This window comes from Pediococcus parvulus, from assembly GCF_007990205.1.
Taxonomy (GTDB): domain Bacteria; phylum Bacillota; class Bacilli; order Lactobacillales; family Lactobacillaceae; genus Pediococcus; species Pediococcus parvulus.
The window spans coordinates 1-1,663 of sequence record NZ_BJWE01000091.1; the positions used below are offsets into that span (position 1 = coordinate 1).

Genomic DNA, 1,663 nt, shown 5'->3' on the forward strand with positions numbered 1-1,663 from the left:
AAAAAAGCTGCTCATTCCATTCAGGAACAAGCAGCTTGACCAAGTAGACCAATTGCTTATTATTTTTAATAATTCATTTCATCAGTACCACTTGATAAAGAACCTATTATAAAGAAGAAAGTTTAATGGCTGATTTATCTGTGTTTTTATTATCAGCAGCAATTAAGTTATAGATGTTTTCTATGTGCTTAATATAGCGAGAAATATCAAATTTTAAAACTGTTTTTTTGATATCTGTATGATTATATTTACCACGCAAACGATAGATTTGCCGGCATGCAGCTATAAAAGCTTTTTGGTCGTTCATTGGAGTTAAAATTCCATTGTGGGAATTAATGATGTCTGCCGGTCCAGTAGGACAGTTTGTTGAAACAATTGGCAAGCCATAAGAAGCAGCTTCAATAACAACCATTGGGAATCCCTCATATTTTGAACAGAGCAGCAGGCAATCAGCTTCATTAATTGCTTCCCAAGGATTAGGCATCCAACCTTGCCAGTTAATGTTTTGTGAAATATGCAAATCATTTGCTAATGTTTTTGCTTTTGGAAGATCAGCTCCCTTGCCAAAGATGTCCAGTTTCCAAGGAATATTAAGCTGTGCCATTGATTCAAGAAGCATACGTACATTTTTTTGATCATCCAACAATATTCTTCCAATAAAAATTGCATGGAAAGGAGCGTTAGCTTTAGGTGTGCTGATTGTTTTCTTATTTACAGTGCGGATAGGATTATAGATCAGAAAGATTTTTTGGGCTGGGACCCCGAGTTTGATCAACTGTTTTTTTATCCCTGTACTAATTGCAAGATGATATTCTGAGAAAGCAAGTTCTTGACGATCAAAAATGTTTGATTCAGCAATGGAGGTATGTCCCCAAGAAACAATTTTATAATGAAGGTCATATTTTTTCCTGATCTGATAGGCAGTTACACAAGCTCTGCCTTCGAGTCCCAAAACGATATCTGGTTCTGCTGCTAAAACATTTTTTTCAATAAACTCTTTTTGTGCTTGTGTATCTTGTGCATGGCAAATTTTAAGTTGGTAGCCGGTAGTACGTGTAATCCATTGGAGCCATTCAGGTTTTCCGCTTTTAGGGATCAAAACCTGATATTCATTTTTTAAATCTTCGTTGACCAAGTTCGAAATGACTCTTTCGGTACCGCCATGTCCCTCTAAATACTGTGTTATTAATGTTATTTTCACGATAATTCATCCTTTCATTTTATGAAGCCAACATTAATCTGATGTAATCTTAAATAAGTTGTATTAGTGAGTCAGTAATTGTTAATTAACTTAAAAATTCTAAAAATAGTTACACCGCATTTGTTAATTATAAAAAATTTAAAACACAATAATGCAGTTGTAACAAAAGTACAGACAGCTAAGGTATGTGATTTTGTTTCAAACAAATGCAGAACTCGATTTTAAAATTCACCCGGCTTTCATTTTATCAACAAAGAAAATAGTTTACTTATGGCTAGTTGGATACATAAGAATGGCATTATTTAAATAATAAAAAAATAAAGGTACAATAACCTTATCCAAATGGTTGTTGAACTGATATGACAATACAGAAACTAAAGAATCTATATTATACTTACCCCCATCTAAACTTTATTATAGATCTAATCAACAGAAAAACTCAAATAGTTGAATTTTGTAAAC

The 1,663-nt window shown here is 33.1% G+C and carries 1 protein-coding gene; it reads right to left on the reverse strand.

Translation table 11 applies throughout. From position 1 onward, the window contains the following. Window positions 1-106: 106 nt before the first annotated feature. A complete protein-coding gene (locus PPA04_RS09440) occupies window positions 107-1,201 on the reverse strand; it encodes a glycosyltransferase (protein WP_057785069.1) in 1,095 nt (364 codons plus the stop codon). Window positions 1,202-1,663: the final 462 nt, after the last annotated feature.